This window comes from Sphingopyxis sp., assembly GCF_035998965.1.
Lineage (GTDB): Bacteria > Pseudomonadota > Alphaproteobacteria > Sphingomonadales > Sphingomonadaceae > Sphingopyxis.
Genome location: NZ_DASYHE010000015.1, coordinates 80,621 through 106,659 on the forward strand (window position 1 = coordinate 80,621; position 26,039 = coordinate 106,659).

Below are 26,039 nucleotides of genomic sequence, written 5' to 3' on the forward strand. Positions count from 1 at the left end.
TTCCCGGCCCTTGAAGGGCGTCTTGGTTGGCGCCGCCCTGCTGCTTGCGCTGGCAGGCTGCGATGACGCCTTGCAGACGGCTGCCGATGATGCGTCGGTCGCGGAGGCCCGATTGGCCGCCGGTAACCTCAACGAAGCACGCGAAAGCATCCGCCGGGCGATTGCAGCGCGCGACGACGTCGCGGGCTATTATGTTCTTCTTGGACGCATCGAGCTACGCGCGCAGCGTCCCGCCAGTGCCTTCAACGCCTATTCGATGGCGCTCGATCTCCAAGCGGACAATGCCGAGGTGCTCCAAAATATAGCAGAACTCGGCTTGCAAACCGGACGCATTCGGGAAGCGGGGGAGGCCGCGGACCGAATGTTGCTGCTCGCGCCCGGTTCAACGCGCGCAATGCTGGTGAAGGGCTTTATTGCGATCGATAATGGCCAGCTGGACGAGGCGCGCCGCATGGCGACCGAAATCCTCGCGTCGAACGGCAATGACGAGGGGGGCGTTATTCTCTCGGCGCGTATTCACGCCCTTCAAGGCGATATCGCGAAAGCCAACGCAGAGATCGACCGCGCGGTTTCGGTGATCGGCGAGACCGATGCGCTCAATGTGACGCTGCTTGAAATCTATCGGGTCAAAGGTGACGCCCAGGGAATGCGGCGCCTCTTTCCGCTTATCCTGAAGAGCATGACCGATGATTCGAGCTACCAGATCGACTTCATCAACCTGCTGTACAAGAGCGGCGACGTTGCCGCAGCGCGCGCCGAGGCGGTAAAGGCGATCGAAGCCAAGCCGAACGACACAAGCCTGCTGCGCTCGCTAGGCGACCTGTGGATGGAATATGACCGGCGGCCCCTTTCAACGGCGCAGCTGCAACATCTTGGCGAAAGCGGGACACGCACATCGCAGATTTCGCTCGCCCGTTTCTATCTCGGCATTGGCGCGCATGACACCGCGCAGCGTCTGCTGATGCGCCCCTATAGCAGCGGGGTCGCCGAAGCGCAGGGCTTGATGGCACGGACATGGCTTGCGCGCGGCGATGCCAAGCGCGCCGAGGCACTGGCGGCGCGCTTGCTGCAGCTCGATCCGCGAAACGAGGACGGTCTGTTGGTCAGAAGTGCCCGGCATCTTGCCAGCGGACGAACCGATCGCGCGATAGAAGACGCCAATGTCGTCGTTTCGGATTCGCCCGAAGAATATCTGGGTTATGTCGCGTTAGCGGACGCCTATCGAGCCAAAGGAAGCAGCATTCGGGCGCGCCAGACATTCGAACGCGGGATGGACGCCCTGCCGCAGAGCCGGATGCTCGCCGACGCATATCGAGATTTCCTGCTGGCGGAAGGGGATACGGCGAGAGTGGTTTCGCTCTATCAGGATCTGGCAATGGCAAAACCGTCCTCGGTCCCGGCATGGGCCGTGTTCTCGCGCATGTGTGCCGAATTTGGTGACGCCCTGTGCGCCGCCAAGGTAAGCAGCGGGTTGGCCCGCGCGAAATCGAGCTTTGCGGTCGATGACAGACCCGGCACCCCGCATCGGCGGGGGTTGTTCGCGCGCATCACTCCGGAACAGATTTGCGCCACCACGGGGGGGATATGCACGGGAAGCTGAGCCCACCCCCCAGGCGAACGAACGGCCACATCCGCTTCACATCGAATGTGTTGCGGTCGCTCGGTATCGTCAATGATATCGCCTGCTTCGTCTGCGCCTATGTGCTGGCGATGATCGCCTATGACCTAACGATCGGCTATTATTACGACGCGCGCCTGCACCGGACAGGGGCGATCATCCTGTGCATCAATTATTTCCTCATCCGCGTCTCGCGCGATGGCTATGCGGTGGTGAAGGGGCAAGGCGAGGATGTCGGCTTCAGCTCGCTCGCCGACTTCCTGCTTGCCTCGGGGTTGACCACCTTAGTCATCCTCCAGCTTGAGATGATGAGCGATTACTCGCGCGGCTTTGCGCTCTATTTCATCGGTTTCAGCATGATTGCCCTCTTCCTGAGCCGCATTCTGTTCCGCAAACTGATCTCAAAACTGATGGACAGGGGCGTGGTCGGCCAGCGCGTGGCGATCTATGCCGACAGCGCGAAAGGCGCCGACAAAGTGGCCAAATTGCTCGAAATCGAGCGCCTGCCCCATCTCAGAATCATCGGCTATGCCGACGATCGCAGGCAAATAAAGCCCGAGGAACGCGAACTCTCCTATCTGGGCGGTTTCGACGCCTTGCTGCAACTGGCGCGAACGGGGCAGCTCGACCAAGTGATCCTGGCCTTGCCCCAGATCCGCCAGGACCGCCTCGAATATATTGCCGACACGCTGAGCGCGGCTTCGATCGACCTTTGCGTCCTGCCCCGCGAGACCCTGGAGCTCAAGACCGGGTACCGCGTCAATTTCCTTGGCTCCCTGCCGGTCTTTGCGATCTGGCAACAGCCCATTCGCGATGTGGATGGGATCGTAAAAGAAGTTCTCGACCGCGGGCTCGCTGCCGTCGCGGTTGTCCTGCTCTCCCCGATCCTGCTGCTCACCTGCCTCGCGATCCGGCTGGAGAGCAAGGGGCCGATCCTGTTCCGGCAAAAGCGCTTCGGGTTCAACAACAACGAGATTTCGGTGCTGAAATTCCGGTCGATGTACGTCGATCGGCAAGACAGCAGCGGCGCCGAACGCACGCAGAAGAATGATCCGCGCGTCACCCGGGTCGGGCGTTTCATCCGCCGGACGAGCATCGACGAGCTGCCCCAGCTGTTCAACGTCCTGAAAGGCGACATGTCGCTGGTTGGGCCACGACCGCACGCGACGATGATGCGGGTCGGCGACAAATATTATTTCGATGCGGTGAAGGGCTATACGGCGCGGCACCGCGTCAAGCCCGGCATCACCGGACTGGCGCAGGTGCGCGGCCTGCGCGGCGAGATCGCGACGACCGAGCGCGCCCGCAAGCGGGTGGAATATGACGTCTATTATATCGAGAACTGGTCGCCATTGCTCGATATCCGGATCATGATCGAAACGGTGCTGAAGCTGATCTGGGACAAAAATGCCTACTGATATCGCGCGGACACGGCCCCGTTTTCTCGGCATCGACTTCGATGCTCTGAGCTATGGCGAGGTCGGCGACGATCTCGATCGCCTCGCCCGGCGTGACACCTTCACCTACGTCGTGACGCCAAATGTCGACCATGTGCTGATGCTGCATCCGAAATCACCGACGAATGCATCCCTCGCCTTTCAACAGGCCTATGACGCTGCCGCGCTGCGCCTGTGCGACAGCCGCATCCTGCAACGACTTGCGCGCTGGCATGGGGTCACGCTGGAAGTCGTCACCGGAAGTGATTTGACGGCGTATCTTTTCCACAACAGGCGGCTCGACGGACAAAAGGTCGCGATCATCGGCGGCGACGTCGCCATGGTCCCCGAGCTTCGCGAGCGATTCCCGGCCATCGAGATCGTCCAGCATCGGCCGCCGATGGGCGTGCTGGGCGACGATCGCGCGAGCGCGGAAATCATCCGCTTTATCGAGCAGGAGCGCGCCCACTATGTGATGCTGGCCATCGGCGCGCCCCAGAGCGAAATCATTGCGCACCGCTGCCTGCTCGCGGGGAAGTCTGCGGGGGTCGGTCTGTGTATCGGCGCATCGATCGAATTCTTGCTCGATCGCAAATCGCGGGCACCAAGGTGGATGCAAAACCTGAGCCTTGAATGGGCCTTTCGCTTGCTCAGCGAGCCCCGACGCCTCTGGCGACGATATTTGGTAACAGGGCCGCGTATTTTCCTACTTGCTTATCGACAGCGCCAGACATGAAGGAATTAAGAGCCGCGCCAACCTCCGCTGATGCAATGGGTTCGGGATGTCGTTTCATTTTGCGCTTGCGCATCGCCGCCCCGCCCAAATAGCCCGCCGCTCGACTCGCCAGTTGGAACTTCGCTCATGACAATCGGATATCTGGTCCCGGAATTCCCCGGCCAAACACACGGCTTCTTCTGGCGTGAGATTCTGCATATCGAAGCAGGGGGCGACGCTGTAGCGATTTTTTCGACCCGCCGACCACATGATCGTACGACGCATGACTTCTCCAGGCTTGCTACCGACCGAACGCTTTATCTGACCGATGTCCGCTTTCGTGATCTGTTGGCATGGTTGAGCGCGGTTCTCGCGGCGCTGGCTTTGTTGGCGCGAAAGGATGTGCGCGATCTCCGAAACCAAGGGGAGAGCTGGTTCAAGTTGATTGGCCTCGCCGTCGTCGGGGCACGGCTGGGATCAATCTGCCGTTATAACAATATCCGGCATGTTCACGGCCATAGTTGCGCCGATGCAGGCTATGTACTGGCGTTCAGCAAACTTTCCGGTGGCCCGCCATTTAGCCTCTCCCTGCACGGAGACCTTGCTGTTTATGGGCGCGGGCACGACTTCAAATTCCAACAGGCAAAGTTTGTCGCTTGCGTCACCGATGCACTGTGCGAGCAAGTGAAGGCCACCTTACCTCACCTCCTCAAGGAACCCGTGCTGATTCGAATGGGAATCGAGCGCAACGTGGCGAACCAAAAAAGGTCCGACTGGAGTGTCCCGCAGGCGTTGAAGATTGTCACAGTTGCTCGCCTGAACCAGATGAAAGGGCACCGGCACGCCATAGCTGCGGTCGCGACGCTCAAGCAAAGAGGTCTGCGAATTCACTATGATATAATCGGTGAGGGCGATTACCATTCGGAAATCGCAGAGCAGATAGAGAACGCCGGCCTGCAGTCCGAGGTCAAATTGGTAGGCCCGTTACCCAATGACCAGATCGCCGAACGACTGTCCCGCTATGATGCTTTTGTTCTGCCCAGCGTCGGCCTTGGCGAGGCCGCACCGGTCGCGGTTATGGAAGCCATGGGAGTCGGCATACCGGTTATTTGCTCCATTATCGGTGGAACGCCCGAAATGATCGAGCATGAGCGAACGGGCTTCCTTTTTACTCAAGGCGACGAGGCAGCTTTGGTCGACATTCTGGCGCGCTTGGCGGATGATCCTGAAATGAGAAAGCGCGTCGGTGAAGCTGGACAAAACTACGCGTATGACAATTTCCTGACGTCGGTGTCCGCCGCCAAACTAATGCATTGCATTCGCCAATGAACGGGCCGATGCCCCGCGTTCTGGTGATTGCCGAGGCAGCGAATCCGGACTGGGTCAGCGTTCCTCTGGTTGGCTGGAACATCGCGACCGCCCTTCGCAGCGTTGCCGATGTGCATATTGTCACACAGATCCGTAATCGGACCGCATTTCTCAGCCGTGGCCTGATCGAAGGTCGCGACTTTACGGCGATCGATTCTGAAGCCTTCGCCGCCCCGTTTTATAAACTTGCCGAGCGCCTGCGGGGTGGCGACGGCAAGGGATGGACGACCATCACCGCCCTGCAGTCGCTTGCCTATCCCTATTTCGAACATCTTGTCTGGAAACGCTTTGGCGGCGCCATCAAGGCGGGACAATATGACGTCGTCCACCGAGTCACGCCGCTCAGCCCAACCGCGCCGAGCAGCCTGGCGCGCCGTTGCCGACGCGCCGGTGTTCCGTTTCTGCTCGGCCCGCTGAACGGCGGGCTGCCGTGGCACCCCGAATATAGCCGGGAGCGGATCAAGGAGCGCGAGTGGTTGTCTTATATACGCAAGGCCTATTCCTTCCTTCCGACCATACGCTCGACCTATCGCAACGCTGCAGCGATCATTGCCGGTTCCTGCCATACCTCGGGCGAACTCGCTAACCACCGGCGGCCGATGATCTATATCCCGGAAAACGGCATCGATACCGCCCGTTTCGGGTCGGCTGCCGAAATGGGAAAACGCCACGACAAGTTGCGCCTCGTGTTTGTCGGGCGACTTGTCCCCTACAAAGGTGCAGACATCGCATTGGAGGCTTGCTGCGAGCTTTTACGGGCTGGCAAAGCGCATTTCGACATCATTGGCGATGGCCCGGACATGGCCGCGTTGCAGTCGTTGGTGGCCAAACTGGGCATCGAACACGCGGTGACGCTTCACGGCTGGCAATCGCATGAAAACGTCGCCGGTCTTTTGCGGACGGCTGATGTCATGGTATTCCCCAGCGTCCGCGAATTTGGTGGCGGCGTGGTGCTGGAAGCGATGGCGTGCGGCGTCGTGCCGATCGTCATTGCCTATGGCGGACCCGGCGAATTGGTGACGCCCGAATGTGGCTTCGCGATTCCAATCGGGCCAAGAACGACGATCACGCGACAAATCGAAACGACTGTCGCAGCTATTGCAAACAAAGAATTTAACCTGGAAGTCATGTCGACTGCCGCGAAAGAGCGGATCGCAAACCTGTATAGCTGGCAAGCGAAAGCCGGGCAGATATCGGCAGTCTATCATTGGCTGCTGACATCGCGTTCCGACACACCCGATTTTGGTTTCCTCGGGCTACCGGCGCACATTATCCAAGCCAAAGATTGAGCCGCGTATGAGCCCCCCCCCCCCCAACATCTCGGCAAGTGTACCGGACTGGACGCGCGAACAAGCGACGAGCCGCTCCTGGAACCCGTCCCGCGCCTTGCTGCGAAGCATTCGAGATTACCAGAGCGCACAAGGCCCACTTGCCAATATGCGCCGCAAAATGGCCGTGCTCCGACACCGTCTGTGGTCGATCGTCACCGGCGCCGACATCCCGATCAACGCCGCGATCGGCGGCGGCCTGCTCATTCCGCACCCCAATGGTATCGTGATCCATCCCCACGCCAAAATCGGCTGCAATTGCCTGATCTTTCAGCAGGTGACGATCGGAGCGACATCGAAAGGCATCCCCACCATCGGCGGGCATGTCGATATCGGGGCCGGCGCCAAGATCATTGGTCCCGTCCATATCGGCGATCATGCCCGGATCGGCGCCAACGCCGTGGTGCGGGAAGATGTGCCGGCGCACGGCGTCTTTGTTGTGGCCGCGGGAACGCTGCTCGATATCGAATAGTCGGTTCAGTCGAACCGGGCAGGCACGCCAATCGCCAGCGCCCCCGGCGGCACATCCGATAACACAACCGCATTGGCGCCCACCGCGCAACCTCGTCCCAGTGTGACCGCGCCCAGTATCACGGCTCCTGCCCCAACGGATACGCCCGCCTCCAGCGTCGGCGCATCGTCAAGATCGGTTAATCGGCGGATGCCCAGGGTGCAATTCTGGCGGATGATGCAATCGTCACCAATGCGGCTGCGGCCATGAATGACGATGCCGCCCTGATGTTCAACGACGACGCGACGCCCCAGCGTGACGGTATAGGGCAGCTCGATGCCGTATACGTTTCGGCAATGCCGATAACCCCAGCGGTAGAGCATGCTGAGCGGCGCGCGCAGGAGCCTGCTTTTGACCGTCATGCGCCAGACGCCGAAACGATGGATCGCAACGCTGCGGAACCCCGGCTTCGTCCATTCACGGCCATGCGCGGCATAGTCTTCGGCGATCTGGGCGCAGAGGTTCGAAAATCCGCTCGTCATACCGGCTGCTTATACTCGATCAGACGGTGCTGGCGATGCAGCACATGGTTGGTCCAGCATTTCAGCGCCCCGCTGAATTCCGCAAATTTGCCGATGACGATCAACGCGCCATATCGCAGGCTGAATCCCCGCTCGAACCCGGCGCGATGCTTGCGCGCCGCGATGCGCACAATCTGTACGGCATAGCTGGCGCCGAGCGCCGCCAACAGCAGCGCGCCCGCGAGCGGCTGCCAAAGCGCGCCAAGACAGGCCAGGCCGATGCCCGCGACGGGCCAGACGAACCCCCAGAAGAGGATGCTTTTGAGCTGTCGGCGCCATTGGGGGTCGGATCGCTCACCGTGGCGAAGCACATGCGCCGCATAAGCGAAACCCCCGCGTTTCGCGCGTTGCCACCAGCTGCCAAAGCGGAGGATATTGGCATCGTGCAGCGTCATCTCGCCATCGATCCGCCGCACGAACCAGTCGAGCCGGGCAAGTCGCAGGCAAAGGTCGGGCTCTTCGCCCGCGATCAGATCGTCACTATACCCATTCGCCGCCTTGAGCGCCGCGACACGAAACAGTGCATCGCCGCCGCAAGCCGCGACAATGCCGACCGGCACATTCCATTCATCGTCGCACATCCGGTTATAGATGCTGCGGCCTGGGAAGCGTTCGCGCCGACGACCAAAGACGGCGGCAACCCCGGGTTCTGCCTGCATGGCTGCCAGCGCCTTGTCGATCCAATCGGCATCCAGTTCGCAATCGCCGTCAACGAACTGGACGAATTCGGCATCCAAGGCTGGGTCATCGACGATATGACGCCACCCGACATTGCGCGCGCGCGCCGCGGTAAAGCCAATGCTCATATCCAATGAGAGGACAGCGACCCCGATCGAGCGGGCGAAGGCAACGCTGTCGTCTGTCGATCCCGAATCGACATAAACCGCGGGTACCTCTGCGGGAATCGAGCGAAGGCAGCGCTGCAAGCGCGCGCCCTCGTTCCGGCCGATGACGACAACAGCAACGGATTTGCTGACCATCAGCCGTCCATCCAAGCCGGGGGCTGACCGGGCGCGTCGCTCGTTCGTGCGATGGCGCGCGCCGTATCACGCGCGCAGGCGCCCAGCCCGATCCGGAACAACGCGTTTCGTTCGGCCTGCGTGTCGGGCGACGGCCGGGTGGGAGCCAGCCATCCGATCAACCGCGCGCAACTATCGCCGATCAGCCAGGCGACATCGGCCAGCCAAGCGCTGAACCGGCCAGCGGTGAGGGCGAAATAGCGGTGACGCGATTGAAAGATATAGTCGGGGGGGGGGCGCTTGCCTTCCAGCTGGCCATTCACCACACCCGTTGCGGCACCTGCGACGTGCATGACGCGGCTTTCGGGGCAATGATAGGATTTCCAGCCATGCGCGGCAAAGCGATGCATAAGCTCCACCTCTTCGAAATAGAGGAAGAAGCCGGTGTCGAACAGGCCGGCATCGCGCAGGGCCTGCGTGCGGATCAACACGCTTGCGCCGGTCGCCCAATCGACTGGCCCGCGTTCGCCGATCGGAACAAGCACGGGCTTGATCCCGAGCAAACGGCCAACGCCCCCGATGCCAAGCCCGCGCATAAACTCGCGCGCAATCGATGGAAAGCGAAAGGCAGACCCGGACAGGGTGCCGTCCGGATTGACCAGCTGACTCCCAATGGCCCCCGCATCGGGGCGGCGCGCCATATCCTCGACCAGTGCAACCAGCGCACCCGGCTCGATCATCGCGTCGGGGTTGATCAGCAATATGGCGTCGGGGGGCGTCTCGCTCGCCATCAGGGTGAGGATAGCTTCATTATTCCCCCAACCGAACCCACCGTTGAGCGGCAAGGAACGGAACTGGACCCAGTCAGAAAATGGCATTTCGTTGAGCTTGGCCGACAAGATGGCGACCGAATCGTCGCCCGACGCATTGTCGACGACGATCGCTTGCAGCGATGGCAGCGCCTCTCGCTCGCGGCGCAGGCTATCGAGGCAGGCAAGCACCATCGTCGGGGTGCGATAATTCACGATGGCCGCCGCGATGCGCATCAGTCGGCCTTGTCTTCCGACAGGATGGCTGACCGTTCGGTGCGTTTCCAGACCACCTCCTCGCGCTTCACAATGCGAAGATAAACCGGGATTTTCCAGAGCAGGTAGAGCGGCAAACGCAGCATGGCCTGCAAACCGAGCCAGTTCCGCCCCGCGATCAGCCAGTTGATCAGCACCGCAGCCGACGCGACGGCGAGCGCGAGGCCGAGGGCAATGAACGCGCCCCACTGACCGGTTATCCACGCTCCAACCCCCACCGCGAGCGTGATCGTCAGCGAAAGCATCAGCAGCAAGGCGAGCGGCGGGACGAGCAGGTGCAGGCCAAGCTGAAAGAGCTTGCGATTGCCCGTCGCAATCCCGTCCCACAGAGCCCGAAACCCAAAGGATCGGGCGATCGCCACAAAGCCCGTTTCCCAGCGCGTGCGTTGGTCCAGCGTGGCCTGCTCGGTCGCGGCCACACTTTTGACGAGGGCGTTCTCAAGGTAGGTCGGGGGCTGCCCCGCGCGGGTCAGATGCACACCCAGCGCCAGATCCTCGACGATTTCCGATGTTGCGAGCGGTGCATTGGCAATGACATCCCACGGAAACGCCATCCCCGTTCCGACCAGTACTGCCGCCGACCCCAGGCGATGCCCGCCGCGCTGCCGCACAACATTCTTCATCCAGAACGCGAAGTTCGAAATCTGTACCTTGGGAGAGGCGGTGAGATCGGGCTGCAAAATATAGCTGGCCTGCACCACGATGTTTCGGGCCACGCTGGCCTTCGCCAATGCGGCAATCGATGCGGCATCGGTCTCGCAATCGGCATCGAATATGATCACGCACGCGGGCGGATCGGGACGCAGATGGTCTATGCCAAAAGCCAGCGCAAATCCTTTGCCGCGATGATCGGCATCGAAGCGCTCAATGACCGCATGCCCCGCCTGCCGCACAATGTTCGCCGTTTCGTCCGAGCAATTGTCCGCCACGACCAGCAAGCGCACATCGTCGCCGACGATCGCGGCCAGCCGATCAAGCGTCACCTCGATCGTCCCTGCCTCATTATGCGCCGGGATCAATATCCGCGTCGTCGGCATTGCGCCGCGAGAGGGCATCGCCTTGAGCGGTGTCACGCCGAGAAGCGTCTCCAGGCTGAAAATCGTGAGCGCAACGAGGGGAGGGATCGCGATAATCCAACACAACAGGATGAGCATCACCCAGGTCCGCGACGATAATGGTGAAAGAGCGCGTTGAGTTGCCGACCATTTGTGCGAGAATCATGCCGCGCGAGCACGCGCTCGCGCCCCACCCGCCCCATTGCGGCCAGCCGCTCGACCGGCGCGTCGATCACCGCGCCGAGCGCATCAACCAGCGCGTCAATTGATCCGGCGGGCATCAGCCAGCCGCATTGTTCGTCCACCAGTTCAGGTGTTCCGGCGATCGCTGTGACGACAACGGGACGCTCCAGCGCCAGTGCTTCCATGATCACGACCGGTAGCCCTTCGGCAAAGCTGGGCAAAACCATCGCGCGCGACCCGAGCAGATGGTCGATGACCTTTTCGGAACTGGCCCATCCCGTGATCGTTACCACATCTTGCAAATCGAGCCGATGGATCATCGCCTCAATCTCGGGCCGCAGCTCGCCATCGCCGACCAGCGTCAAACGGAAATCTTTGCCGGCAGCAACGAGCTTGGCGGCCGCCTCGATCAGCAGGGGTATCCCTTTTTGTCCGCTAAGGCGTGCTACCGCGCACAGATGTGGAACGTCGGGCAGGCGGGAGTGATCGCGCTCAGCCAAAAAACTTTCATCGACGCCGCATCGGACCACCTCGATCTTGGACCAGTCGGCAAAAGCGCTCCAGCGCATCAACTGACTGCGTCCGTAGCTGCTGATCGCCACGCAGAATGCCGAATCGGCGATTTTTCCACGCAGGTCGAGCGCGGCTGGCGCATCGAATTCGTCGGGGCCATGAACCGTGAAGCTGTAGGGAATGCCGGATAATTTCCCGGCGATCCGCGCCACCATGGCGGGGTTGGTGCCGAAATGCGCGTGCAGATGATCGACGCGTTGCGCGCGCAACCGGCGCGCCAGTGCAGCGGCCTCGGCAAGGTAAGCGGCCCGCCGAACCACTGGGCCGGGCCGCCACTCGACGCCCGACAAGGCGGTTTGTGTCGCTGCAAAGAACCGTGCCGGGTACAGGAACATTGCCCGCAAAACATCGAATAACAGGCGAAATACGCCAAGCCGGAGCAGCACGACGGTCTTCGCAACTTCGGCCCGATCCCGTTCATCGGGCAACTCTGCGAGCTGCGCAGGTCGCACGGAAAAGCGGTAGACTTCGGTGCCTTCGGCCTCAACGGCTTCGATTTCACGCCGTATGAAGCTATGGCTGGCGGCCGGATAGCGATTTATCAAATAGGCAACGCGCACCGTTCAGCCTTTATGTAAGTTTTCCAAAGTGCGACTAAGGCGTTCGACCGCCTTTGCAAGAATAGCTTGATTTTGTTAACGATCTTTTTCGTTGGCGAAGTTGCCGTGCGCCGCCTAAGCGTGGAAGCCAACCAGGTATTGAAAATGACAACTAGCGAACATTCTGTGCCGGCCAACGCGCAGGTCAAAGCAGCGATTGATAGGCGCAGCGTCGTCGTCGGTCTTGGCCTCGCCGCAGGCGCAGCCGTTTCCTATTTCAACACCCCGCGCGCTCTGGCGTCCCCCATCGCTGAGGCGCGCTTTCAGCGCCTGATACCATCCAAGGTCGGCGGCTGGACCTCGCGCAAAAGCGCCGAGCTCGTCTTGCCGGCCGAGGATGAAGGTCAGGACAAACTTTACGAGAATCTGGAAACACGCATCTACGAAGGCCCTGGTCTGCCGCCGATCATGTTTCTGATCGCCTACAGCAGCGTGCAACGAAACGATGTGCAGGTGCATCGTCCGGAGGTGTGTTATCCGGCAGCCGGCTTTCCGATCGTTTGGACGAAACCGGCAACCATCGATGCCGGCAGCCGCAAGCTATTGGGACGCGAGCTCTTGGCCGACCGCGGCGGTCTCAATGAACGGATCATCTACTGGGTGCGGGTCGGCGAGGAGTTTCCGATCGGGTGGGCCGATCAGCGCCTGACCATGGCGCTATCGAATGCGCGCGGCGTGACCCCCGACGGTGTGCTGTTCCGGGTTTCGACGATCGAGGAAGATCCTGAACGAGCGGCAAGCGCGCTCAGGATGTTCATCAAGGCCTTCATCGCGACCTCCAGCCCGTCATTCCGCGAGACTGTGCTGTTCTGACAAATCGGGTGGATCGCCCGATTGGCCCGATCCAGTGCCACATTCGAAGGTCAAAAAGATGGGACTAAACCGACGCTCTATACTCATCGGGTCGGCCTCGGGAGCAGGGATCGTCGCGCTCGGCCTGACCGGACTGTGGGCCGGAAATTTCGCGAGCAGCGCTGTCGAACCGCTGCCACGTGGTGAGAGCTTTCCCAAACTGCCGATCGGCATGAACCTGGCTGGCATCGCCGATTGGGAGCCCGGGTTTCCGTTCAAGAATCTGTTCCTCGGTGCGCGGCCATGGCTGACCCGCAACCTAAGCGGGAGCGGGGCGCACGATACGGAGATGCAGGCCGCTTTCCAATATGACGAGGACGGCTATCCGCTGCAGGTGCCGGTCGCGGCGCCGGGCGCCGCAGAGCCGCAGACCGTCTTTACCTATGTCCCCAATGTCCGGAAGCCCGGTCGCTATGTCCTGCTCTACGACGGCGAAGGCGAGATCGACGGGCTGGCTGCCACCAAGGTGATTTCGCGCAAGCCCGGCCGGCTGATGCTGCAAATGACCCACGACGGCAAGCTTTACGAAGCCGTAGTGATCAAGCGGTCGAAGCTCGGGAACCATGTTCGCAACATCCGGCTGGTCGCCGCGGAGCATGAGGCCAGCAATCTGGCCGACGATCCGTTCTTGCCCGAGTTCCTGGATTTTTGCCGTCCGTTCCACGCGCTGCGGTTCATGGATTGGGCCGCGACGAACAATTCGACCGAGGAGCATTGGAACGATCGCAAGCGCCCCAGCTTTTACACGATGGTCGCGGTATCCGGCGATCCCGAAGCCATTTGGGGTCCAGCACCGACACCGTTCAAGCTCAAATTTTCCGGCGGGGTGGCGATCGAGCTGATGATTCAGTTGAGCAACATGCTCAAGATCGATCCGTGGTTCTGTATCCCGCACCGCGCGACCGACGATTATATCGCGCAATTTGCGCGGCTCGTCCGCGAAAAGCTCGACCCCAGCCTGAAAGTCTATGTCGAGTATTCGAACGAGATCTGGAACTGGATGTTTCATCAGGCCGGGTGGATGCTGCGCTCCCCGCTCGCTGGCGCGCTGGTCGAAGCCAAGGGCGAAAAAGCGTGGAAAGACAGCGCAAAGACGCAGGGTGAAGGTCATCCGGAACGGATCGGGGCGCTGTTCCGCCGCAATTTTGCGATCTGGGAGCGCGAATGGTCGGGTGAGGCGCGCAAACGCCTGATCCGGGTGGGCGCGGTGCAGGCGGCCTGGTTCGATGCGTCGAAACGGACGATTCAGTGGTGTCTGGAGAATGGCGGATTGGATGCGGTGTCGCCCGCCGCCTATGTCGGTCCGGACAAGGCGATTTATGAAAAATGGGAGCGGGTTGGCGCCGCGCTGACCCCGGACATGGTAATTGACGACATGGAAGGCGTGCTGGCAGCGATGCGCGCGGGCGACAGCTTTTCGCAGACGGTCGCCTTCGCCAAGCAGCATGGGCTTGCCTATGTCGCCTATGAAGCCGGCCAGCATATCCAGTCCAAGGACCAGGCCGATTTGCCGTACAGCCCCGCGCTGGCAGCGGCACAGACGCATCCGCGCATGTATGATCTGTATGTCGAATTGTTGCGGCTCAACCGGGACATTGGGTGCAGCCTGTTCGCGCATTTCGGCAGTATCGGGCCACAAGGCACTCGGTGGGGAAGTTGGGGTGCAAAGGCCAGTTACGATACGCCCGACGCCGACAGCCCCAAAATGCGGGCATTGCTCGATTGCAATGTCGCGCGCGCCTGAATCATGATGCGCTGACGGGGAGGGCACCGCGATTCCGAATATATTCGCCTATGCGATGCTGGCGTTCTGGCCGGTGGTGACGATGATATTGTTCATCCTGTTGCCCGCGCATCGCGCGCTGATCTGGTCGGTGCTGGGCGCCTATCTGATCCTGCCGGTCGGCACGTCGTTCGAAATTCCGGTGGTGCCGTCACTGGACAAGACGGTGATTTCCAACCTGTCGATCCTGCTCTGCTGTTTCCTGTTCGTCCGGGAGAAATGGCTGGGCGCACTGAAAGACCCGGCGATTGTCGCGTTGGCCGCGACCTTCATCCTGTCGCCCTTCTTCACCGCCTTTTTCAATCCCGAGCCGCTAATCTATGCGGAGCGCTTTATTCCGGGCATGACGATGTACGACGCGCTGGCGCAGGCCGCGGTCAATAGCATCACCCTGATCCCCTTTGTCGCGGCCTATGGCCTGATCAACAACGACGAGCGGCGGTGGCAGGTGATCATCATCCTAGTCACTGCGGCGCTGGCCTATTCGGTGCTGATGCTGATCGAGGTGCGGTTGAGCCCGCAGCTGCACCGCATGGTGTATGGTTTTTTCCCGCATAGTTTTGGGCAGCAGATGCGCGCGGGCGGATTTCGCCCCGTCGTGTTCCTGGGCCACGGACTGCTGGTCGCGATCTTTTGCGCGATGGCGGCGACCGCAGCGATCGCGCGCTGGCGCGCCGCAAAGGGACGGCAACGAACGCGCGCGGGCCTTATCGCGCTCTATTTTGGGGTCTTGCTCGTGCTGTGCAAATCGGTCGGCGCCATGATCTTGGCGGCGGTTTTCGTCCCGATTGTCGCCTTTCTGCGCGCCAAGCGCGTTGCGATGATCGCCGCCACCGCGTGCATCATGATGTTGCTGTACCCCGCCATTCGCAGCGCCGGACTGGTCCCCACCACAACGATATCGGAACTGACCGGTTCGTTCAGCGCCGACCGGCAGGGGTCACTGGGAGTCCGCTTGATCAACGAAGATCAGTTGCTGCAACGCGCGGCCGAGAAGCCGATCTTTGGTTGGGGCAGCTGGGGCCGCAATCGCCTTTATTCGGCCGAAGATGGAAAAGATTTGAGCATCACCGACGGCGCGTGGATCATCACCTTGGGGATGTGGGGATGGGCCGGCTATGTTGCGATGTTCGGGCTCTTGTGCCTTGGGGGTGCGCGGCTTTTGTGGCGCCGCAAGCTTCTCAGTTCGATCTCTCTCGCATCCTTGTCACTTTGCGGGCTGCTTGCGATAAATCTCTTTGACAGCATTCCAAACGCTTCGATTAGGCCAATTACGTGGCTTCTTGCTGGCGCCATTTTCGTCCTTGGCTCGCCAAGAATTAGACGAGCGAAGGATCAAACGGGCGATAATCATCACAAATCAGCTGTTTCCGCAAAGTGAGAACCATGCGTATTACCTTTGTTGTCGCTGCGGTCGATTTTGGCGGGGGAATCCGGGTAATCGCCCAACATGCGGAAGGATTGCGACGTAAGGGTCACGAAGTTCTCGTGGTGTCGCCGCCGCCCTACCCTACGGGGCGAATTGCCAAATTTCGCAACACCTATTTCCCTCCAAGCGAAGTCGCGGTTGCCAGTCATTTTGATGACACCAAAGTGTCTGTCAAATTTATAGAACGTTACAGGCCAGTCAAAGTATCGGATGTCCCACCCGCCGACATCATTATCGCGACTTGGTGGGAGACTGCGGAATGGATTGCTTCTTTTCCTGACGATCGAGGAAAAAAGCTCCATTTTGTGCAGGATTATGAAATTTGGAATGGCGACAAAGAGCGCGTCGATGCCTGCCTGAAATTGCCCATCGAAAAAATTACTATCTCAAGTTGGCTTGAACATATCCTTGTTGAACACGTAGGAACCCCAAAACCAGCCATTGTATTAAATGGCGTCGACACGAATAGATTTTCTCAGCCTGAGCGTCGAATGCCCAGCCCACCGATGTTAGGTTTTGTTTATACAAGCAATTTCCGAAAAGGCAGCGACATTGCTGTCGCTGCTTTGATAAAGGCGAAAGAGCATATTCCAAATTTGCGGTGCATTGCATTTGGGCACGAAAAGCCGGGAAGCAATCTGCCCTTGCCCGACTTTGTCGAATATCGCTTGTTACCACCACAAGATGAAATTCCATATATATATGGACAATGCTCTGTTTGGCTGTTCACCAGTCGAGAGGAAGGTTTCGGACTCCCTATATTGGAAGCGCTTGCATGCGGCACGCCGGTGGTCGCTACTTCCGCAGGCGCGGCACCTGATATTCTGGCAGGCGGTGGTGGGATCTTGTCGGAGAGTTTTGAACCAGAAAAAATAGCAAGCCAAATTGCTTTGATCTTGAGATTGAATAATAATGAATGGAAAAATCTTTCTAATGAGTCTGTGAAAATATCATCGGGCTTCTCAAATGAGATTTCAATTAATAAAATGGAAGAAACTTTAATTGATATTACGCGGAAACCAATATAAAAATATGAATTTATTTAAAATGAAACCTTTGATGATGATAAAAATGAAAATTTCGTTCAGGAATTCATTATAGCTCTAAACAATCCAGAGCCCCAAGACAATTTTCTGTCGTAAATCATGTCTCGAACCCCTGCTGTGGCAGCGCATTTTTCACGATACACGTCCGGATTATCAATAAGCCCGCAGAGCGCCTGTCGGAGTGCAACTGAATCATCCGCTTGATACATCGTGCAACTGTCGCCCAGCAGATGGCTGGCCGGCACAACGGAACTCAGGATAGTCGGAATTCCATGCGCCGCCGCCTCAAAGCCGACCACTGCCAGGCCTTCGTTAAAGCTTGTCATGGTGGGGCAAACCACAAGATCAGACGCTGCGATCGCGGCATGAACTCCGTTGGAATCAACACGGCCGAGAAATGTAACTTTCTGGGAGAGGGATGATGCGAGCAACCTGACCTCTAACTCGGGAGCGGCATCGCCATCGCCAGCGATGGCAAGTCTTAATTCCGGATACCGCTGCGTGATCTGCTCGAATACATCAAGCAAAAGAAACACGCCCTTTGGCCGCTCCACGCGTCCCAGAAACAACAGGTTGCGAACGTCGGTTCGCTCTTCGATCGGATAACGCGACACGATCTGCGGACACTCAACATCAGCTTGTATTCGACCGTCGGTCAGCAAGGCGACCTGTCTGGCACATTCGTGTGATGTGCAAATGGCTGCGTCAAGCGACTGCGCGTGCGAGCTTAGAAGTGCTTTGCGCAACCGCCCCTTGAGTCCTGTGGGTTCGCTGCCTTGTGGCCAGAAACTATTGTGGGCGGTGAGCACGAGCTTCCTGTTTTTCGCCAACCTTGGCCAGGAAAGAGCAGGATTATGCGTCGAGGTCACCACGACGTGTGGATCATAGTCTCCGACGATCGCATTGATCGATTTCGCAAACTGATACTGGCTCCAAAAATAGCTCCAGCGGCCTGTTGCCGGCCGCGACACGATTTGCTGAAAATGAAACCGGTCGGACATCGACTCCCGCGCGGCAGCTACGGACTCCAGCGATATGATAAGGGATTGGGCATCAAGGCGATCCATCAGTTCATAAAACATGAGTGAATAGGCAATGATCGGAACGCGGGGTTCATGCTGCTGCGCGCGCCAATGTTGAAATGTGCCCGCGACATCGCCCGGCCCCGGAATGAACGCCACACGCAGGGCGTCGGACATCGAGAGGCCAAGATGCTTGCGAACGTCGCTGCCCGCGCTGTCTGGGATCTGTACGATATCAGAGAATTCATTCATCAAGAGCGGAGTTCCGTCTAGCTGAGCAAGCAACCATCCCCGGTTTCGATCAGGCCTTCGGATTTGGCGTGATCGATCAGGGTGGCAAATCGTGCATCGTGATGGTTGAGTTTGTGTACCGGCGAGCGTGGCAGAAGGCTCAGAGACAAGCGGAGCAAAGTGTCGTCGGGGGTTTCGGGGTCACCGGCGCAATGACCGATCAGGCTAGGCTGGACATGGAACAGAGTGGGGACACCAGACCATTGCTCGGCCAATTTGTCGTCCGTCTTTAACAGATAGGCCAATGTGAAATTATGGATAGCATAGGAATACATTCGGCACGAGCGGCCCCTTTTGGGATCGACAAAATATAGGGAATCCCTTTCTTTCTCTGCATAAACAAATTTAAAAAAGTCGAGAGCGTGTCGGCTGAGTAAAATTCTTTTGGAGTTTGGAGCGAAGCGTTTTACGTGCCAGTAATCACAATAAAATTCCAACCAAGACGTCACTAGGGGGTTATCTTTGTCCGCGTATAAGAACCAGTTTTGCAAAATGAGTTCGGGTCGTCCGGTCGATCGGAAAGCAAAAAAACCTTGGCGGCGCAGCTGTGGTACTAGCCAGCGCTCGAGCGGTTGGGTCGGAAGCAGCGTAGAGTCTACCCAAGCCCCGCCGTGCTTTGCCAGCAGATAAGTTCTTGCGATATCGGTCTTGACCTGCGGAGTCATTCGCCAAGTGATCACCCCCATCTCGCGCAAGATGGCATCTACTTCTTCATTTTCGAGCACCGTGAATGTTGAAGATGGATTTAGGGTCTCCCACAGATCAAAAATACTCTGAACATGCTTGGGTGCATTTTTCCTACCTTGAAGCCAAGCGCTCCATATATTCATAAAGATCGCCTTCTATAATATCAGTATGACAAGAAATTTCGGTTCTTCTATGGGCCTCAATAAATTTCTTGAAGCAAATAAACAGATGAAATCCATATTAAAAATATTATACAAAGAAACTGAAAATCGAGTTTTACGTCCAAAAATTCAAACTTATAGGCAGAAATCCAAACAAAAATTAACAATATGATATTAGCTATACTAATGCCATAAAGCATTCCGATGATGTCATTTGCGTAGAATCCTAACAACATTCCTACTATTCTAAGCAACGCTGATGCAGTCATTAGAAAAAAATATTGCGGCGCCCTTCCAATTGCTAAAATTGCTGCTGTATAGCCTTGTCCGACAGACGCAATGGCGTTCGCGAGCGACAACACGATCAGATAGACACCAGCCTCATGGTATCGCGAATCATATAAAATTCGGATAAGCGGCTCGGCCAAGATCATAACGCTGGCGTATAGAAAGAGTGAAACGGCAAGTGTGCGCAAGCGAAGCGCGTGCAGTATTGCGCGCGCATTCTGCGGAGCGTTCAAATATGTCTCGGCCAGAACGGGAAGACCGATCGATCCTGATAATTTGAGCGCCAAATCGTTGGGGATGCCCGCAATCGTGTATGCGATCGCCAAAATTCCAAACTCGGCTGGTGTGAGAAGGCCTCCCTGAACAGCCTTCAGACCCTCTCCCCCCAAATAGGTCGCCAAGGTCGAAAACAGCATCCAACGCCCAAAATGGATCAACGACTTCGTAGATTCTCCATCCAGCATAAACCGATGCCGATGCCGGGGCAGCACCGCATAGGCTATCGCTACCGTCGCGGCACTGCTGATCACATTCGCTACCGCCAATGCCCAGACCGATCGCCAAAAATAGGCCAAGGTGACGAGCAGAATGATCGATACAAGCTGTCCGACCAGTTGAACGATCGTAATCGTCCGGAAATCCAGTCGGCGTTCGGCGGTTGCCATGCCGATGGACATGAACCCATTTATCGCCGCCGTGGTGCTGAGCACCGCCAGCAGCGGGAACAGAATCGGCTGTTCATATATCAGCGCCAGCGGATAGGCGATTGCGGCGCCGATGACGCAAAGAAGCAAGCCGCGCACAACCTGAATCGTCCAGGCGGTGTTGAGAAAGTCGGGGTCGTCGCCCCGCGGGTCGCGAATGACCGCGGGTTTCAGGCCGATGTCGGAAAACATCTGCAAACCGACGAGGAACACGGTGGCCAGCGCCATCAACCCGAATGCTTCGGGAAACAACAGGCGAGTCAGGATCAGGTTCGAGCCGAGCTGCAACAGCTTTTGGATGCCGAACCCGACGCCGATCCACGCGCCCGAGTGAACCGCGCGGCTGCGCAGCGACGATGTCGCATCCTGGCCCAGCACCAGCGATTTCAGAAATGCCAATCGCTGCTTCACTTGCACGGAATTCAGACCCGATCCGATTGTTGCTGATGCCGACGCGGTCGCGCAGTGCGGTACCACCCGGCTTTCGCTTGTCGAGCAAAAACAATGCCCCGCGCGGGCAGAGAAACGCTGTGCGGCAAGACATGCTGTCTGGATTCGGGACCGTCGGCGATGGCAGCGGGACAGCTAAGTTCACGCAGCTTGCGTCCTCGGCAGAACATTTGCTAGACGCAAAGCCTTGGGAGAGCGTCAAATCCGCCGCGGTGGCGGGACGACATTCTTGCCCGATGCAAAAGCGAAAGTCGAACTTGCACCCTTCGGGCACCAAAACGGTCAAGCGCGTATCGTGGGCCTGGTTGCAGCGTTGCTGGCCGGCGCTGCTGGGGCTGGCCGCGATCACCTTTCCCACCTGGCGCTTCATCACCACCGAAAGCTGGTCGACCGAACAGGGATCGCACGGCCCGCTGGTGCTCGCCTCGGGGCTCTGGCTGCTGGTCAAGATGCTGCCCGAAACCGCGGCGGTGCGGCGGGCACCGCCCGCGTGGCGCGCCTATGGCGCCATCATCGCCATGGCCGCCGCCCTCATCCTGTTCCGTACCGCGGCGGTGATCGAGCTGGAGGTCTATGCCCTCTACGCGCTGTTCGTCGCGGTCTTGTACAGCTACATCGGCGCACGCGCGCTGCAAATCCTGTGGTTCCCGCTCTTTTATCTGCTGTTCGCGGTGCCGCTGCCCGACAGCCTGGTTGCGGCGCTCACCAATCCGTTGAAGATGTGGATCAGCGAAAGTGCGGTGTCGCTGCTCCACTTTGTCGGCTACCCGATCGCCAGTGCGGGGGTGATGATCCAGATCGGCCAGTACCAGCTGCTCGTCGCGGCGGCGTGCGCCGGGCTCAACTCGCTGATCACGCTGACCGCGCTCACCTTATTCTATGTCTATCTCAGCCACCGCGCCAACTGGCGTTACATGGCGCTGCTGATCGCCGCCGCGGTGCCGATCGCGATCTTTTCGAACATGATGCGGGTGCTGTTGCTGATCCTGATCACCTATCACGGCGGCGAAGCAGCGGCGCAGGGGTTCCTGCACAATTTTGCGGGGATGACGACCTTCGCCATCTCGCTGGCAACAATCTACCTGCTCGATCTGGCGGTGCAGAAAAGCCTAGGCTGGAAGCAGCGGCGCAGACAAAAAGTTTAAAAACTTAACCGATCTTTTCATCCGCTGCCGCGAACGGCTTCAGGAAATGATAGATATAGGCCATGACCGCGACGATAACGAGCACGGCCGGAATCATATAGCCCTCATTCCCCAGATAGTTGGAAACGGCGCAGCCCACGGCGGGCGGCAGATAATGATAGATTTTATCACGCGGCTCCTCTTCGGACGACCGCTGCAAGAACAGCACGGCCAATGCCACGAAGACGGCGACGGTGACCCAATCGTAGACAGTTTCCAATTCGGAATCCTCGTTGTAAAGTAGTCTTAAGTGTCGCTATGGCACCCGTTTAATTTCAGGGCAGAATTTCGCAATTTGCGATCTGCGATCCTTAGGGGGCGTAAGTGAATTATACCATAACTGCAAGACTGGCATTGGCCGGCGCGGCGTTCATCGCTCTTCAGGCCTGCAGCAGCGAACCGACCGGCCAGGTTGTCGCGGTCGTCAACGGCGAAGAAATTACCCAGCAGGAACTCAACGCCGAGATCGCCGAGCTTCCCGCGCCGCCGGTCGGCGACAAGGAGGCGATCCGCCGTCAGATCCTGCAGCAGATCATCGATCGCCGCCTGATGGCGCAGGTCGCCAAGGAGGACGGCCTTGATCGCGATCCGATGTATGTGATCCGCGAGCGGCGCCTCAAGGAGGAACTGCTGGTCCAGATGTACGGGGTGAAAACCGCCGATACGGTGCGCGTTCCCGACGCCGCTTCGGTGAAGAAATATCTCGCCGACAATCCCGGCAAATTCAGCCAGCGCACCGCCTATCTCGTCGATCAGATCAGCTTCGACTTCCCCAGCGATCCGAAAATCCTGAAAGCGCTCGAAGCCGACAAATCGCTGGCCGATGTCGAAGAAACGCTGAAAAGCTTCAAGGTCGACTATGCGAAGGGCGCCAACAGCATGGATTCGGGAAATATCCCGACGCCGGTACTCAACCAGATCCTTGCGCTGCCAGCGGGCGAGCCGTTCATCATCCCGATGCAGGGCAAGGTCGTCGTCAGCGTCATCACCGGCCGTCAGCCGGTGCCGACCACCGAGCAGCAGGCCAGCCCGATGGCAGCGCAGACCATGCGCGCAGAGAGCATCGGCAAGGTTCTGCGCACCCGGCTCGACGAGGCCAAGGCCAAGGCCAATATCACCTATCAGGACGGGTTGGCGCCGCTGCCCAAAAAGACCGCCGCAAAATAGCCGGGCAAGATAGTGCTGGTCGCGGTGCTACAGTGCCGAACCAACACGAACCAATGTAAAAAGATGTGCCACGCTGAGACAGCTAATTGGTTGATATACCGTCAACTACCGCGCATAAGCGTCGCGAGTCGAAAGAGAGGGTTGCCGTGACGATCGAAGGGGCCGCGCCAAAAGCGCCAGCGAGCTACAGGAAGACACGCGTCCTCCTGCTGCTTGGTATCGCTCTTATCGGCTTCAGCCGCCTTGAGGACCGCGCCATTATCCAAATGCCTGGCGCCGCGCCGAGCGCCATGGCGGCCATGGCGATTCCGCCGTCGGGCGAGACCGACGATGGTTCTTACGCTGAAGATCCCGATGGCGTTGTCCGCGTTGGCAACGCCACCCGCGTTCCGCGGAACCGGATTCGCCGCGCCCTGCGCGAGCGGGATTTCAACACCGTCGCCGCGCGCGGCGTCGATCCGGCGGTGGCAGCGCCCGCCGCAGCGATTGGCGGTGCCCCGGCCGACGCAGCCACAGTCGCGGCTGTTACCGATGCATTTGCACCGGCTGCCGGTACACCGGCAACCTTTGCTTCGCTCGGCCCCGCGCTCGGTCCAATGGCAACGCCGGTGTTTTCTGCCAGCCTCCCTCCGCCCGCCAATGGCGGCAGCACCGGTGGTGGCACCGGCGGCGGCAACACGGGTGGCGACCCGGGCGGACAGCCTGGAACCGATCCGGTTAGTGCGATTCCAGAGCCCGCGACCTGGCTTTCGCTGATCCTCGGGTTTTTCGGTATTGGCGCCGTTCTGCGCCGCCGAAACGGGCGACGGGCGCTGCAACCCGTGACGGCTCGCGCACTGCGTTGAACGTCCAAGCGATGAAATCGTCGAAGCGGTCTCCGTTTTTGAAGCTGGCCGCACAGGCTTGGCTTGGTCTCGCAGGGATATACTTCCTGTGGGAAGCGATGAACTATCGTGGATTTTTCGGCAGACTTGCCGAGCTCCAGATTCATTATTTCGGCGCCTACGCGCCGCTGCTGACCTTCTTGTTCCTTTTTGGCCTCGCCGCCCTCCCGGCATGGCTTGTCCTGCGGTTCCTTCGTCGCCGCGAACAGGAAGAGCAGAGCCTCGACGAGGCACTGATCCTGCAGATCAAGCGCGGCAAGAGGCTGCGGACCATATTGTACAGTTTTGCCGCTGCGACGGCTGTGGTGGTCGTTGGTTTTGTCGTCTTTGTGCTGTTCCTGTTGCCAAGCCCGCAGGGCAATGCGCAGACGATTGCAGCCAGCGATCTCGGGACGATTGCGGTCAAGGAAGGCCCGGCCCGCTTGGTCGGCGGAGAGATCGGGACGATTGTCTTTTTTGGACAAGACTGGTTTATCGGTGACGATCGGATGGCATTTGCGCCCTACCGCGCCGCCGGAGATGGCCGCCTCGCGCGCGTTTTCGTGCAGCTCGAAGCCAAGAATAGAACGCAGCTCGCAACCATCACACAGCGGCCCGCATGGTCTGGAATACTCGTCCAGGGCGGCTTGCCGGGCACTGCGCGCGTTCTGTTCAATTCGCTTGGGGTTGGGATCAACGATCCCTACTACACGCTGTACCGCGACGAGTATTCGCTCAAAATCCGTTATTGGCTGCAGGCAATCCAATGGACGATCCTGGCCGCGTTTCTGATCATTTTCGGGCGGATGCAGACCCGGCGCATCAAAAAGCTCGAAGAAGAACGCACCGCCTTGGTTGCTTGATACCGCAGGTTCGCATCAGCCGTATCCGCGCGGCGCGGCTCGAATCCCTAACGGCCCGTTAATCATGCCGTGAAACGGAAGCTGAAATCGTTGCCGCTAATGCGGCCCCATGCGGCAATGTCTCACCTTCTGTGCAGGCGTAGTAACTGCGGTTGTCGCAGCATCCCTCCTCGCGCCCGAGGATCAGCGGTTGGCCGCAACCGCTTTTTCGGTCAGTGCCGCACCAGCAGCCAGTGACGAAGCGCAAAGAAGTGCGGAAACGCGCCGCGACGACAATGGACTATTCTACATCGGCGGCAAGGTCGGGTCGAAAACGATCCGCTTTCTTGTCGACACCGGCGCGAGCCACGTTATCCTGAGCCACGCCGATGCCCGCAAAATCGACTCCTATACGGCGGTCGGCGACACACGCACGGTGATGACCGCCGGCGGCCCGGTGGCGGTCGACTGGATCGTGATCAAGGACGTTGCGTTCGGCGACCATTCGATCAAAAATCTTAAAGCCGCCATCCCGCGGCGCGACGTCGGCCTCTCGCTGCTCGGCCAAAATGCGCTCGCACAGTTTGATGCCGTTCATATCGACGGCGACCGCCTCACGCTCGTTCGCTAGCGCGCCGCGAGCGGTCCCGGCGGCGAGCCGGTCCTATCTCAACAAATCGATCGCAAACGCACGGACTTCGGCGGCGATGTCGGGGCGTTGCAGCGCGACGGCCAGATTGGCCTGGATATAGCCCGCCTTCGACCCGCAGTCGTACCGCGCGCCATCAAAGGTCACGGCGTGGAACGGCTGGGTGCCGATCATGCTCGCCATGGCGTCGGTCAGCTGGATCTCGCCGCCCGCGCCCTTTTCCTGCCCCTCCAGCACGCGCATCACTTCGGGCTGGAGGATATAGCGGCCCGAGATGATCAGGTTCGACGGCGCCTCGGCCACCGACGGCTTTTCGACCAGCCCGGTGACTTCGGTCAGGGATCCGTCGCGCGCGCCGGGGGCGATAACGCCATAGGAGGAGACCTGGTCGCGCGGCACTTCGAGCACCGAGATCAGATTGCCGCCGACCTGGTGGTAGGCATCGACCATCTGCTTCATGCAGCCGGGCGACCCATGCATGAACTCGTCGGGCAGGAAGATCGCAAAAGGCTCGTCGCCGACGATCGAACGCGCGCACCAGATTGCGTGGCCGAGCCCGAGCGGCTCCTGCTGGCGGACATAGGCGCAATTGCCGGGACCAAGCCGCGTCGGTTCCAGCACCGACAGATCCTTGCCGCGTTCGGACATCGTCTTTTCCAGCTCGAACGCG

The 26,039-nt window shown here is 59.4% G+C and carries 25 protein-coding genes; 15 read left to right on the forward strand and 10 right to left on the reverse strand.

What is annotated here, in order from left to right; all coding sequences use genetic code 11:
• The first annotated feature begins 22 nt into the window (after nucleotides 1–22).
• The 6 genes from VGN68_RS02185 to VGN68_RS02210 all read left to right on the forward strand — a co-directional run bounded on the left by VGN68_RS02185 (nucleotide 23) and on the right by VGN68_RS02210 (nucleotide 6,937).
• Complete coding sequence (locus tag VGN68_RS02185; protein ID WP_327473482.1) at nucleotides 23–1,600, forward strand: tetratricopeptide repeat protein; 1,578 nt, start codon at nucleotides 23–25, stop codon at nucleotides 1,598–1,600.
• A complete protein-coding gene (locus VGN68_RS02190) occupies nucleotides 1,585–3,036 on the forward strand; it encodes an undecaprenyl-phosphate glucose phosphotransferase (RefSeq protein ID WP_327473483.1) in 1,452 nt (483 codons plus the stop codon). The genes VGN68_RS02185 and VGN68_RS02190 overlap by 16 nt, the downstream gene beginning before the upstream one ends.
• A 139-nt stretch (nucleotides 3,037–3,175) precedes the next feature.
• Nucleotides 3,176–3,790 (forward strand): WecB/TagA/CpsF family glycosyltransferase, encoded by a 615-nt coding sequence (locus tag VGN68_RS02195; RefSeq protein WP_327473536.1) that lies wholly within the window; start codon nucleotides 3,176–3,178, stop codon nucleotides 3,788–3,790.
• A 126-nt stretch (nucleotides 3,791–3,916) separates the two neighbouring features.
• A complete protein-coding gene (locus VGN68_RS02200) occupies nucleotides 3,917–5,098 on the forward strand; it encodes a glycosyltransferase family 4 protein (protein ID WP_327473485.1) in 1,182 nt (393 codons plus the stop codon).
• An 8-nt stretch (nucleotides 5,099–5,106) separates the two neighbouring features.
• Entirely contained in the window at nucleotides 5,107–6,426 is a 1,320-nt protein-coding gene (locus VGN68_RS02205) for a glycosyltransferase family 4 protein (protein WP_327473487.1), read from the forward strand.
• A gap of 160 nt (nucleotides 6,427–6,586) precedes the next feature.
• Nucleotides 6,587–6,937: a hypothetical protein gene (locus VGN68_RS02210; protein WP_327473489.1), complete on the forward strand. Its 351-nt coding sequence runs from the start codon at nucleotides 6,587–6,589 to the stop codon at nucleotides 6,935–6,937.
• A gap of 5 nt (nucleotides 6,938–6,942) precedes the next feature.
• On the opposite strand, the gene VGN68_RS02215 is transcribed toward VGN68_RS02210, so the two are convergent.
• From VGN68_RS02215 to VGN68_RS02235, 5 genes are read right to left on the reverse strand one after another with little or no spacing between them, the layout of a single operon-like run.
• Nucleotides 6,943–7,458 (reverse strand): serine acetyltransferase, encoded by a 516-nt coding sequence (locus VGN68_RS02215; protein ID WP_327473491.1) that lies wholly within the window; start codon nucleotides 7,456–7,458, stop codon nucleotides 6,943–6,945.
• Nucleotides 7,455–8,477, reverse strand: coding sequence for a glycosyltransferase family 2 protein (locus VGN68_RS02220; RefSeq protein ID WP_327473494.1), 1,023 nt, complete (start codon nucleotides 8,475–8,477; stop codon nucleotides 7,455–7,457). Before VGN68_RS02220 ends, VGN68_RS02215 begins: the two co-directional genes overlap by 4 nt.
• Nucleotides 8,477–9,502 carry a glycosyltransferase family 2 protein gene (locus VGN68_RS02225; RefSeq protein WP_327473496.1) on the reverse strand — a complete coding sequence of 342 codons (1,026 nt, stop codon included), beginning with the start codon at nucleotides 9,500–9,502 and terminating at the stop codon, nucleotides 8,477–8,479. The genes VGN68_RS02220 and VGN68_RS02225 overlap by 1 nt, the downstream gene beginning before the upstream one ends.
• Entirely contained in the window at nucleotides 9,502–10,695 is a 1,194-nt protein-coding gene (locus tag VGN68_RS02230; protein ID WP_327473498.1) for a glycosyltransferase family 2 protein, read from the reverse strand. Before VGN68_RS02230 ends, VGN68_RS02225 begins: the two co-directional genes overlap by 1 nt.
• Nucleotides 10,695–11,912: a glycosyltransferase gene (locus tag VGN68_RS02235; protein ID WP_327473500.1), complete on the reverse strand. Its 1,218-nt coding sequence runs from the start codon at nucleotides 11,910–11,912 to the stop codon at nucleotides 10,695–10,697. Before VGN68_RS02235 ends, VGN68_RS02230 begins: the two co-directional genes overlap by 1 nt.
• A gap of 66 nt (nucleotides 11,913–11,978) precedes the next feature.
• Here VGN68_RS02235 and epsI point away from each other — a divergent pair, with 66 nt between their 5' ends.
• Genes epsI through VGN68_RS02255 form a run of 4 tightly spaced genes read left to right on the forward strand, consistent with a single transcriptional unit; the run spans nucleotide 11,979 to nucleotide 17,043 of the window.
• Nucleotides 11,979–12,764, forward strand: a complete 786-nt coding sequence (epsI, locus tag VGN68_RS02240) for an exosortase-associated protein EpsI, V-type (protein ID WP_327473503.1) — start codon at nucleotides 11,979–11,981, stop codon at nucleotides 12,762–12,764.
• A gap of 58 nt (nucleotides 12,765–12,822) precedes the next feature.
• Entirely contained in the window at nucleotides 12,823–14,547 is a 1,725-nt protein-coding gene (locus tag VGN68_RS02245; protein WP_327473505.1) for a hypothetical protein, read from the forward strand.
• 55 nt (nucleotides 14,548–14,602) lie between these two features.
• Nucleotides 14,603–15,967, forward strand: a complete 1,365-nt coding sequence (locus VGN68_RS02250) for a hypothetical protein (protein ID WP_327473507.1) — start codon at nucleotides 14,603–14,605, stop codon at nucleotides 15,965–15,967.
• A gap of 5 nt (nucleotides 15,968–15,972) precedes the next feature.
• Complete coding sequence (locus VGN68_RS02255) at nucleotides 15,973–17,043, forward strand: glycosyltransferase family 4 protein (protein ID WP_327473509.1); 1,071 nt, start codon at nucleotides 15,973–15,975, stop codon at nucleotides 17,041–17,043.
• Between the two features lie 56 nt (nucleotides 17,044–17,099).
• Here the strand turns inward: VGN68_RS02255 and VGN68_RS02260 are convergent, their stop codons facing one another.
• The 3 genes from VGN68_RS02260 to VGN68_RS02270 are packed head-to-tail and all read right to left on the reverse strand — an operon-like array spanning nucleotide 17,100 to nucleotide 20,613.
• The gene (locus VGN68_RS02260; RefSeq protein WP_327473538.1) at nucleotides 17,100–18,335 is read right to left on the reverse strand and encodes a glycosyltransferase family 4 protein; all 1,236 of its coding nucleotides are present in this window, start codon (nucleotides 18,333–18,335) and stop codon (nucleotides 17,100–17,102) included.
• A 17-nt stretch (nucleotides 18,336–18,352) separates the two neighbouring features.
• Complete coding sequence (locus VGN68_RS02265) at nucleotides 18,353–19,204, reverse strand: capsular polysaccharide synthesis protein (RefSeq protein WP_327473512.1); 852 nt, start codon at nucleotides 19,202–19,204, stop codon at nucleotides 18,353–18,355.
• Between the two features lie 56 nt (nucleotides 19,205–19,260).
• Nucleotides 19,261–20,613 carry an oligosaccharide flippase family protein gene (locus VGN68_RS02270; RefSeq protein ID WP_327473514.1) on the reverse strand — a complete coding sequence of 451 codons (1,353 nt, stop codon included), beginning with the start codon at nucleotides 20,611–20,613 and terminating at the stop codon, nucleotides 19,261–19,263.
• Between the two features lie 308 nt (nucleotides 20,614–20,921).
• On the opposite strand from VGN68_RS02270, the gene xrtV reads away from it, so the two are divergent.
• Nucleotides 20,922–21,809 (forward strand): exosortase V, encoded by an 888-nt coding sequence (gene xrtV, locus VGN68_RS02275; RefSeq protein WP_327473516.1) that lies wholly within the window; start codon nucleotides 20,922–20,924, stop codon nucleotides 21,807–21,809.
• A gap of 4 nt (nucleotides 21,810–21,813) precedes the next feature.
• On the opposite strand, the gene VGN68_RS02280 is transcribed toward xrtV, so the two are convergent.
• Nucleotides 21,814–22,068, reverse strand: a complete 255-nt coding sequence (locus tag VGN68_RS02280) for an XrtV sorting system accessory protein (RefSeq protein ID WP_293701171.1) — start codon at nucleotides 22,066–22,068, stop codon at nucleotides 21,814–21,816.
• Between the two features lie 104 nt (nucleotides 22,069–22,172).
• Between VGN68_RS02280 and VGN68_RS02285 the strand changes: the two genes are divergently transcribed.
• The 4 genes from VGN68_RS02285 to VGN68_RS02300 all read left to right on the forward strand — a co-directional run bounded on the left by VGN68_RS02285 (nucleotide 22,173) and on the right by VGN68_RS02300 (nucleotide 25,351).
• Nucleotides 22,173–23,015: an EpsD family peptidyl-prolyl cis-trans isomerase gene (locus VGN68_RS02285; protein ID WP_327473520.1), complete on the forward strand. Its 843-nt coding sequence runs from the start codon at nucleotides 22,173–22,175 to the stop codon at nucleotides 23,013–23,015.
• Nucleotides 23,016–23,161: 146 nt separating this feature from the next.
• Nucleotides 23,162–23,860 carry a PEP-CTERM sorting domain-containing protein gene (locus VGN68_RS02290; protein WP_327473522.1) on the forward strand — a complete coding sequence of 233 codons (699 nt, stop codon included), beginning with the start codon at nucleotides 23,162–23,164 and terminating at the stop codon, nucleotides 23,858–23,860.
• A gap of 38 nt (nucleotides 23,861–23,898) precedes the next feature.
• Nucleotides 23,899–24,741 (forward strand): hypothetical protein, encoded by an 843-nt coding sequence (locus VGN68_RS02295; protein ID WP_327473524.1) that lies wholly within the window; start codon nucleotides 23,899–23,901, stop codon nucleotides 24,739–24,741.
• 190 nt (nucleotides 24,742–24,931) lie between these two features.
• Nucleotides 24,932–25,351: a retropepsin-like aspartic protease family protein gene (locus VGN68_RS02300; RefSeq protein WP_327473526.1), complete on the forward strand. Its 420-nt coding sequence runs from the start codon at nucleotides 24,932–24,934 to the stop codon at nucleotides 25,349–25,351.
• A gap of 33 nt (nucleotides 25,352–25,384) precedes the next feature.
• Here the strand turns inward: VGN68_RS02300 and VGN68_RS02305 are convergent.
• On the reverse strand, nucleotides 25,385–26,039 hold a 655-nt coding region (locus VGN68_RS02305; protein ID WP_327473528.1), incomplete at its 5' end, for a UTP--glucose-1-phosphate uridylyltransferase.

Coding starts and splice junctions, on each gene's coding strand:
- VGN68_RS02190 (WP_327473483.1), top strand. CDS start 1,585: ATGCACGGGAAGCTGAGCCCACCCCCCAGGCGAACGAACGGCCACATC.
- VGN68_RS02195 (WP_327473536.1), top strand. CDS start 3,176: ATGCTGCATCCGAAATCACCGACGAATGCATCCCTCGCCTTTCAACAG.
- VGN68_RS02200 (WP_327473485.1), top strand. CDS start 3,917: ATGACAATCGGATATCTGGTCCCGGAATTCCCCGGCCAAACACACGGC.
- VGN68_RS02205 (WP_327473487.1), top strand. CDS start 5,107: ATGCCCCGCGTTCTGGTGATTGCCGAGGCAGCGAATCCGGACTGGGTC.
- VGN68_RS02210 (WP_327473489.1), top strand. CDS start 6,587: ATGGCCGTGCTCCGACACCGTCTGTGGTCGATCGTCACCGGCGCCGAC.
- VGN68_RS02215 (WP_327473491.1), bottom strand. CDS start 7,458: ATGACGAGCGGATTTTCGAACCTCTGCGCCCAGATCGCCGAAGACTAT.
- VGN68_RS02220 (WP_327473494.1), bottom strand. CDS start 8,477: ATGGTCAGCAAATCCGTTGCTGTTGTCGTCATCGGCCGGAACGAGGGC.
- VGN68_RS02225 (WP_327473496.1), bottom strand. CDS start 9,502: ATGCGCATCGCGGCGGCCATCGTGAATTATCGCACCCCGACGATGGTG.
- VGN68_RS02230 (WP_327473498.1), bottom strand. CDS start 10,695: ATGCTCATCCTGTTGTGTTGGATTATCGCGATCCCTCCCCTCGTTGCG.
- VGN68_RS02245 (WP_327473505.1), top strand. CDS start 12,823: ATGGGACTAAACCGACGCTCTATACTCATCGGGTCGGCCTCGGGAGCA.
- VGN68_RS02250 (WP_327473507.1), top strand. CDS start 14,603: ATGCTGGCGTTCTGGCCGGTGGTGACGATGATATTGTTCATCCTGTTG.
- VGN68_RS02255 (WP_327473509.1), top strand. CDS start 15,973: ATGCGTATTACCTTTGTTGTCGCTGCGGTCGATTTTGGCGGGGGAATC.
- VGN68_RS02260 (WP_327473538.1), bottom strand. CDS start 18,335: ATGAATGAATTCTCTGATATCGTACAGATCCCAGACAGCGCGGGCAGC.
- VGN68_RS02265 (WP_327473512.1), bottom strand. CDS start 19,204: ATGAATATATGGAGCGCTTGGCTTCAAGGTAGGAAAAATGCACCCAAG.